This window comes from Clostridium sp., from assembly GCF_036639235.1.
GTDB lineage: Bacteria > Bacillota > Clostridia > Clostridiales > Caloramatoraceae > Clostridium_AB.
Genome location: NZ_JAVWJB010000020.1, coordinates 23,265 through 30,579 on the forward strand (window position 1 = coordinate 23,265; position 7,315 = coordinate 30,579).

The 7,315-nt window shown below is 34.1% G+C and carries 6 protein-coding genes; all 6 read right to left on the reverse strand.

The features are described 5' to 3' along the window. Positions 1 to 240: 240 nt before the first annotated feature. Positions 241 to 1,923 (reverse strand): phospho-sugar mutase, encoded by a 1,683-nt coding sequence (locus RR539_RS06600; protein ID WP_332483535.1) that lies wholly within the window; start codon positions 1,921 to 1,923, stop codon positions 241 to 243. A gap of 57 nt (positions 1,924 to 1,980) precedes the next feature. Continuing rightward, on the reverse strand, positions 1,981 to 3,066 hold the full coding sequence (locus RR539_RS06605) for a tetratricopeptide repeat protein (RefSeq protein ID WP_332483536.1): 1,086 nt from the start codon (positions 3,064 to 3,066) through the stop codon (positions 1,981 to 1,983). A 36-nt stretch (positions 3,067 to 3,102) separates the two neighbouring features. Continuing rightward, positions 3,103 to 3,771, reverse strand: a complete 669-nt coding sequence (locus tag RR539_RS06610; protein WP_332483537.1) for an MgtC/SapB family protein — start codon at positions 3,769 to 3,771, stop codon at positions 3,103 to 3,105. A 151-nt stretch (positions 3,772 to 3,922) separates the two neighbouring features. Next, the gene (gene pflA / locus RR539_RS06615; protein WP_332483538.1) at positions 3,923 to 4,660 is read right to left on the reverse strand and encodes a pyruvate formate-lyase-activating protein; all 738 of its coding nucleotides are present in this window, start codon (positions 4,658 to 4,660) and stop codon (positions 3,923 to 3,925) included. A gap of 3 nt (positions 4,661 to 4,663) precedes the next feature. Beyond that, the gene (gene pflB / locus RR539_RS06620) at positions 4,664 to 6,889 is read right to left on the reverse strand and encodes a formate C-acetyltransferase (protein ID WP_332483539.1); all 2,226 of its coding nucleotides are present in this window, start codon (positions 6,887 to 6,889) and stop codon (positions 4,664 to 4,666) included. A 201-nt stretch (positions 6,890 to 7,090) separates the two neighbouring features. After that, a partial coding sequence (locus tag RR539_RS06625) for a GNAT family N-acetyltransferase (RefSeq protein ID WP_332483540.1) occupies positions 7,091 to 7,315 on the reverse strand: 225 nt, incomplete at its 5' end.

Consider the following 7,315-nt stretch of genomic DNA (forward strand, 5'->3'; position numbering starts at 1 on the left):
TTACTTGATGCAAGGCCTTTAAGGCCTACCCTTACCTCCTTAACATCTAAACTTGATTCCTTAACATCTGAATTAAATGCATAGACAGGCTCTATAAATAAAGCCATTAAAAACACTACCATGTATATTATAAAAATCTTCTTCATATGTACCTCCATTTGAACAATGAAAAATCTATATCCATATCAAAAGCTAATTTATAGCTAACAATACAACAAAAATATAGAAGACTGAGAATTCTCAGTCTTCTATATTATTTACAGTTTCTACAATATTATTTATGTTATTTTCTAGAAGTTTTATTTTGTATGCAGAATCTAAATCATCCCTACTATTTGAGGACAAGTAAAACTTAATCTTAGGCTCTGTTCCAGAGGGCCTAATAATAACCTTAGAATCCTCCATTACTATACCTACAACATTTTCTTTAGGTAAATTTCCGATCCCTATTCCATAGTCTATTATGTTAATAGGCTTAATTCCCTGTCTTTTTAGGAACTCCCAGCTTCTTACGTTATCCATAATAGACGAAATTATTCTATCTCCTTTTATTCCAGGAAATTCATAGGAAACTAACTTTTCTTTATAGTATCCGTATTTTTTGTGAAGCTTATCAAGTATCTCAAGTAGGCTCATACCCATGCTTTTGTAGTAAAGTGCCATTTCACTTATTAGTATAGTTGCAATAACCCCATCCTTATCACGAACAAAGTCACCTACTAAATATCCATAGCTTTCTTCAAAACCTAGTATAAAATTCTTGTCACTACTTTCATACTCTTTAATTTTCTCACCTATATATTTAAATCCAGTTAATACCTCTTCTATTTCAACATTAAAGTCATCACAGATTTCCTTTGCAATATCTGTTGTAACTATAGTCTTTATAACAACAGAATTCTTTTTAAGGTTAGATTTAGAACTTATTTGTGATAAAACATAGTAAGTTAGAAGACTTCCTATTTCATTTCCTGTAAGAGGAACATACTCTCCAACCTTATTTCTAACCATTATACCAACCCTATCACAGTCAGGGTCTGTTGCAATTAGTAAGTCTACCTTCTTATCCTCACCAAGTTTCTTCGCATATTCAAATACCTTCTCCTCCTCAGGATTTGGGTATTTAACTGTTGGAAACTCTCCATTCGGGGCGAATTGGGATTTTACATAGAACACATTGGTATAACCTATTTTCTTCATTAATTCCTTAATATATGCTCCACCTACCCCATGAAGTGGCGTATATACTATTTTTATCGAGTCAGAATACTTTCTAACAAGTTCTGTATTAAATGATAACTTCATTATGCTTTCATAGTATTCCTCACATACCATATCACATACATAGTCATATTCTTTTTCTACCTCTTCGTTAACAATTTTTCTTACAATACTGCAGTTATACTCACTTTTAGTAATATTATTAAATATCTTCCCTGCAACATCCTTAGTTATTTGCCCACCATCGCTTCCATATACCTTAAACCCGTTATACTGCTTAGGATTATGACTTGCTGTAATAACTATTCCAGCTGTTGCCTTTAATCTTCTTACTCCATAACTTAATAGTGGAGTAGGCGCTGGTGCCTTAAAAAGCTTTGCACTAACCCCCATACTAGTAAATACCATATAAGAAAGCCTCGCAAATTCTAGTGAAAATATTCTTGAATCATAGGCTATTAACACACTAGGCTTATTAAAATTATCAAGTAAATACTTTGCAGTTCCAGCGCATGCCCTTCCTATTGTATAGATATTTACCCTATTAGTTCCATAGCCTATTTCCCCTCTTATTCCACCTGTCCCAAAACTTATTTCCTTATAGAATCTATCTTCCTTTTCCTTATCTGCTATACCTGAAAGTTCATTAAAAACATCCTCATTAAATCCTAGCCAAGTTTTGTATAGAATTTCTATGTCCATTTCCCCCTCCTAAGACAAATAATAAAAACGGCTACCCAAAATTTAGGTAGCCTTATCTTATAGTGATTCTACTTGCTTAAGCCAAGCAGCTGCAATTTCATCCTCTGGATTAATTCTTGTAGCAAGTGCAAATGCCTTTTTAGCTTCTTCATTATCACCAAGACTTAGGTGACAAACTCCTATATTACATATAACACCTGAGTCATTTGGCATAATCTGTAGAGCTTTTTTAAAGTAATCTATAGCTGCCTCAAACTCATATAAAGCTGCAAGGTTAAGTGCAATTTCTGCATACACTTCTTGTCTTTCCATTGATTCAGTAAGATCCTTAAGATGCATAAGAGCTTTTTGATATTGCTCTGCCTGTCTATGGGCAACTGCAAGATAATACTTAGCATCATAATTTAGTGGCTGATCTTCAACTATTCTAATTAAAGTAGCTAAAGCCTCAACTCCACGTCCATCCTTAACTAGATCAACAGCATTATCATAATCCTCAATACACTTAATTCTATCAAGCAAATCCTCTGCATCTATTCTAGTTTCATCATAATCAAGGCATTTTCTAAGGTAAATCTTCGCCTTATCCATATCCTTGTTAAGATAGTATTCTCCTAAATGATAGTGTGGCATAGGAAAATCTTCATGTTCAGTGCAAAGCTCCTCTAGACTATCTACAATCTCATCTTCTAGGATTTCAAGTGATAACTTCTCCATCATATTCATTAAATGAACTACCCTATTATATTTATATTCTTTTTTAGGATTAATATAACAAAGAGTATTAAGATATACTAGGGCTGCCTTCATATCATTTTCTTTATTTTCTTCAATTTTTCTAATGATATAACTTTCTATTCCTGTTGTTGTCTTTAGAAACTCTGAATACTCAGGTGTGTACTTAAACTTATTATCACATCCAACTAAATATATCATTCCCTCAATAAAAATAGATATATCTATTCCTGCACTTAGTCCACCATCAGCATTCTTTGCAATATTAACCATATCCTTTGGTAGTACTGGGTATTCTCCTTTTTTAAGAATCCCTTCATTCTTTCCAAAACTTAAGCTAATATCTCTTCCTATTTCAAGAAAAAGAGCCTTTTCAATTTCTCTTTTTAGGTATCCATTGTAATCCATGTAACTCTCCCTTTCTGCTTAACAATCTGTATTTATCTAAATAAATTTAATTTCTCGAATTCCATGTAGCGAAGCTACCCTTTCTATTATAGCACTATGATTAATATCTCCACTACTTTTTACTACAAGTTCTATTGTAAAGTATGAATTATCAGCATCCCTCATATCTACATTAAGAATGCTAAGACCCACTCTTCCTATTTCAACACCTATTTCACCTATCTTACCTGGTATATTTTCAGCAACAATTTCAAGGCAGTAAAGCTTTCTTCCCCTAGCTATTCTCCCCTCAATAGACTTAAAACATTTAAGTCCTATATAAAGAAAAATAGTACCAAGTATAGCTTCAATATATAGCCCTGACCCAATTGTAATACCAAGGCAGGCAACAACCCAAAGACTTGCTGCTGTTGTAAGTCCACGAATACTTGCACCTTCCTTAATAATAGTACCTGCACCTAAAAATCCGATACCACTTATAACCTGTGCACCAAGTCTCATAGGATCAACATTATAGCCTCCTGTATGGGTAGCGTAATAGTTAAAGGCAGTTATTTGAACTAGGGTGGCTCCTATACAAACTAGCATATGGGTTCTAAGTCCTGCTGGCCTGCTTTTGTGCTCCCTTTCTCCTCCAATAAGCCCTGATAAAATAAGGGCAAGTAAAAGCTTAAATACACCTTCTACTATATATCTATAATCCAAATAAGCCTCCTAAAAAGTATTCATACTATATATATATCCAATATTATATAACTTTTTCCCAAAGTTTTAAAATTTATTTCAAAAAATTAAAATCCCTAAGAAAGGGTTATTACGGGATAGGAGAAAACTTCCCTTTCTTAAGGATAATATATTAATGCATTTTTATGCTTTTATTCTTTAAGTATTTATGAACTGTATCCTTTGCCTTGATTAAACTTTCCTTAGAAAAAGGCTCCATCTCCTTTATTCTATACTTTATACCAAGCTCTTCATACTTAGATACTCCATGTGTATGATAGGCTAAAAGCTCTATTTTTTCCACATTATTAACAGAATCTACGTACTCTGCAAAGGACTTTAAATATTCCTCATCATCTGTATACCCCTCAAGCATAACATGTCTTATCCACACCTTAGTACCTGAAACATTTAATTTATTAACAAACTCTATAAATTCATCTCTATTTCTTCCTGTAATAAACTTATGAATCTTATCATCAATATGTTTAACATCAAGAAGCACTAAATCAGTATACTTTAATAATTCTTCATAGTCTCCCTCTCCATATCCTGAAGTATCAAGGCAGGTATGGATATTCTGCTCCTTGCAAAGCCTAAAGAATTCTGTTGAAAACTCTGTTTGAAGTAGCGGATCTCCCCCTGATAGGGTAACCCCTCCACCTGAGTTTCTAAAGTATATCTTGTATCTTATAACCTTTTTCAAAAGCTCCTTTGGAGTAATCTCATCTCCTGAGTTTATACTCCATGTATCTGGATTGTGGCAATAAATACATCTTAACTTACATCCTTGCATGAATATTACAACCCTAATACCAGGGCCATCTACAAGTCCCATTGTTTCGATTGAATGGACTCTACCAGTTATCATAGTCTATACCCTGTCATGGAAAGTTCTAAGCATAACCTCCATTTGCTGTTCTTTAGATAATCTATTAAAGTTAACAGCATACCCTGAAACCCTAATTGTAAGGTTTGGATAATTTTCTGGGTGGTCCATAGCATCCTGTAGGGTTTGTCTATTTAGTACGTTAACATTTAAGTGATGTGCGTACTGTCCAAAATACCCATCTAATATAGCTACTAGGTTAGATACTCTCTCTGATTTTTCTCTACCTAATGATTCAGGTACTATTGTAAATGTATTAGATACTCCATCCATACAGTTACAATATGGTATCTTAGCAACTGAATTAAGGGATGCAAGTGCTCCACTACCGTCTCTACCGTGCATTGGGTTAGCCCCAGGTGCAAATGGCTCTCCTGCCTTTCTACCGTCTGGTGTTGTACCTGTTTTCTTACCATATACAACATTAGAAGTTATAGTTAGTATACTCATTGTGTGATCTGCGTCTCTATAAGTTTTGTGACGGCGAAGTTCATTCATAAACTTACTTACAACCTCAACAGCTATACTATCTACTCTATCATCATCATTACCGTATCTAGGGAAGTCTCCTTCAACCTCAAAGTCAACAGCAATACCATTTTCTCTTTTAATCTTAACCTTGCCATACTTAATAGCACTTAAAGAGTCTGTAACAACAGAAAGTCCTGCTATACCAAAGGCCATCATCCTATCTACATTAGAGTCATGTAGGGCCATTTGACTTGACTCATATGCATACTTATCATGCATATAGTGGATAACATTCATAGTATTAACATAAAGGTCCGCAAGCCATTCCATAGTCTTATTAAAGCACTTCATAACCTCATCATAGTCAAGGTACTCAGAATCATTAATATAACACTTTGGCCCAACTGGAGTTTTGTGAACCTCATCAACTCCACCGTTAATTGAATAAAGTAGCGCCTTAGCAAGATTTGCACGAGCTCCAAAGAACTGCATTTCTTTCCCTACAATCATAGCTGAAACGCAGCAAGCAATAGCATAATCATCACCAAAATTTGGCCTCATAACATCATCATTTTCGTATTGAACAGAGTCTGTTAATATAGAAACCTCAGCACAGAACTTTTTAAATTCTTCCGGAAGCTTATTTGACCAAAGAACAGTCATATTAGGCTCTGGTGCAGGTCCTAAATTAACAAGCGTATGAAGGAATCTAAAACTACTCTTAGTAACAAGAGTTCTTCCATCTAGTCCCATTCCACCAATTGACTCAGTAACCCAGGTAGGGTCCCCTGCAAATAAATCATTATAGTCTGGTGTTCTTAAATGCCTTGCAAGTCTAAGCTTTATAACAAACTGATCAATAATCTCCTGTGCTTCACTTTCAGTAATAACTCCATCCTTTAGATCCTTATCTAAATACACATCTATAAACGTGGATACTCTACCAAGTGACATAGCTGCACCATTTTGCTGCTTAATAGCCGCTAAATATCCAAAGTAAAGCCACTGAACAGCTTCCCTTGCATTAGATGCTGGAAGTGAAATGTCAAATCCATAACTACTTGCCATTAACTTCATTTCTTCCAGTGCGTTAATCTGTTCTGATATTTCCTCACGAAGACGTATTGTATATTCGTTCATCTCACCCTTAATATTATTTCTATCCTCAATCTTCTTCTCAATTAGATAGTCAATTCCATAAAGAGCAACTCTTCTATAATCTCCGATTATTCTTCCACGTCCGTATGCATCAGGTAGACCTGTAATAATGCCTACCTTTCTAGCAAGCTTCATCTCATCTGTATAGGCATCAAAAACACCTTGATTATGAGTTTTTCTATACTTACTAAAGATATCAACCATTTCCTGGTTCACATCATAACCATATGCCTTAGCAGCACTAACTGCCATTCTTATACCACCCCACGGATTAACAACCCTTTTAAGTGGAGCGTCGGTTTGGAAGCCTACTATAACTTCCTTATCCTTATCTATATATCCCGGGTTATATGCATTAATACCTGAAACAGTATCAACATCTATATCAACTACACCATTTTTAAGTTCTTCTTTAAGAAGCTCTAAAGCCTCATTCCATACTGTACTTGTATTATCAGTTGCATCTTCTAAAAAGCTTGAATCTCCGTCATATGGTGTATAGTTTCTATTAATAAAATCTCTAACATTAACCTCTTCACACCATGTACCCTTATTGAAGCCTAACCATTGTTGGAATCTCATTACAATTCCTCCTTAATAATTATTCTTTTCTTTATTATACTATTATTATATAGCTGTATCAACTGTTATAACCCTACAAATAGCTACATTTTCAATCTGTTATATTAATAACTATGGGTTGTTATATTATTTTTATTAATACACTATATTACAGAGATTGTGAAAAGTTTACTAATATTAGTCTTATAGAAAATTTTTATACTATTTAATCCCCTTATACTCTCCTTTAAGTAAACTCATTGAAATAAGGTCCTTATACTCTCCATCTTTAAATATTCTACTACGAAGCACACCTTCCTCCTGAAAACCTAAAGAACTATACAGTTTAATAGCAGGGGTATTCTCACTTAACACTGTTAAATATATTAACTCCATATTCATATTATTAAAAACAAAGTTAATAAGAGTATTCATAGCATCTTTCCC

Bases quoted from the DNA above. Each gene is read 5' to 3' on its own strand.
- RR539_RS06605 (WP_332483536.1), bottom strand. From the start codon at position 3,066: ATGGATTACAATGGATACCTAAAAAGAGAAATTGAAAAGGCTCTTTTT.
- RR539_RS06600 (WP_332483535.1), bottom strand. From the start codon at position 1,923: ATGGACATAGAAATTCTATACAAAACTTGGCTAGGATTTAATGAGGAT.
- pflB (WP_332483539.1), bottom strand. From the start codon at position 6,889: ATGAGATTCCAACAATGGTTAGGCTTCAATAAGGGTACATGGTGTGAA.
- pflA (WP_332483538.1), bottom strand. From the start codon at position 4,660: ATGATAACTGGTAGAGTCCATTCAATCGAAACAATGGGACTTGTAGAT.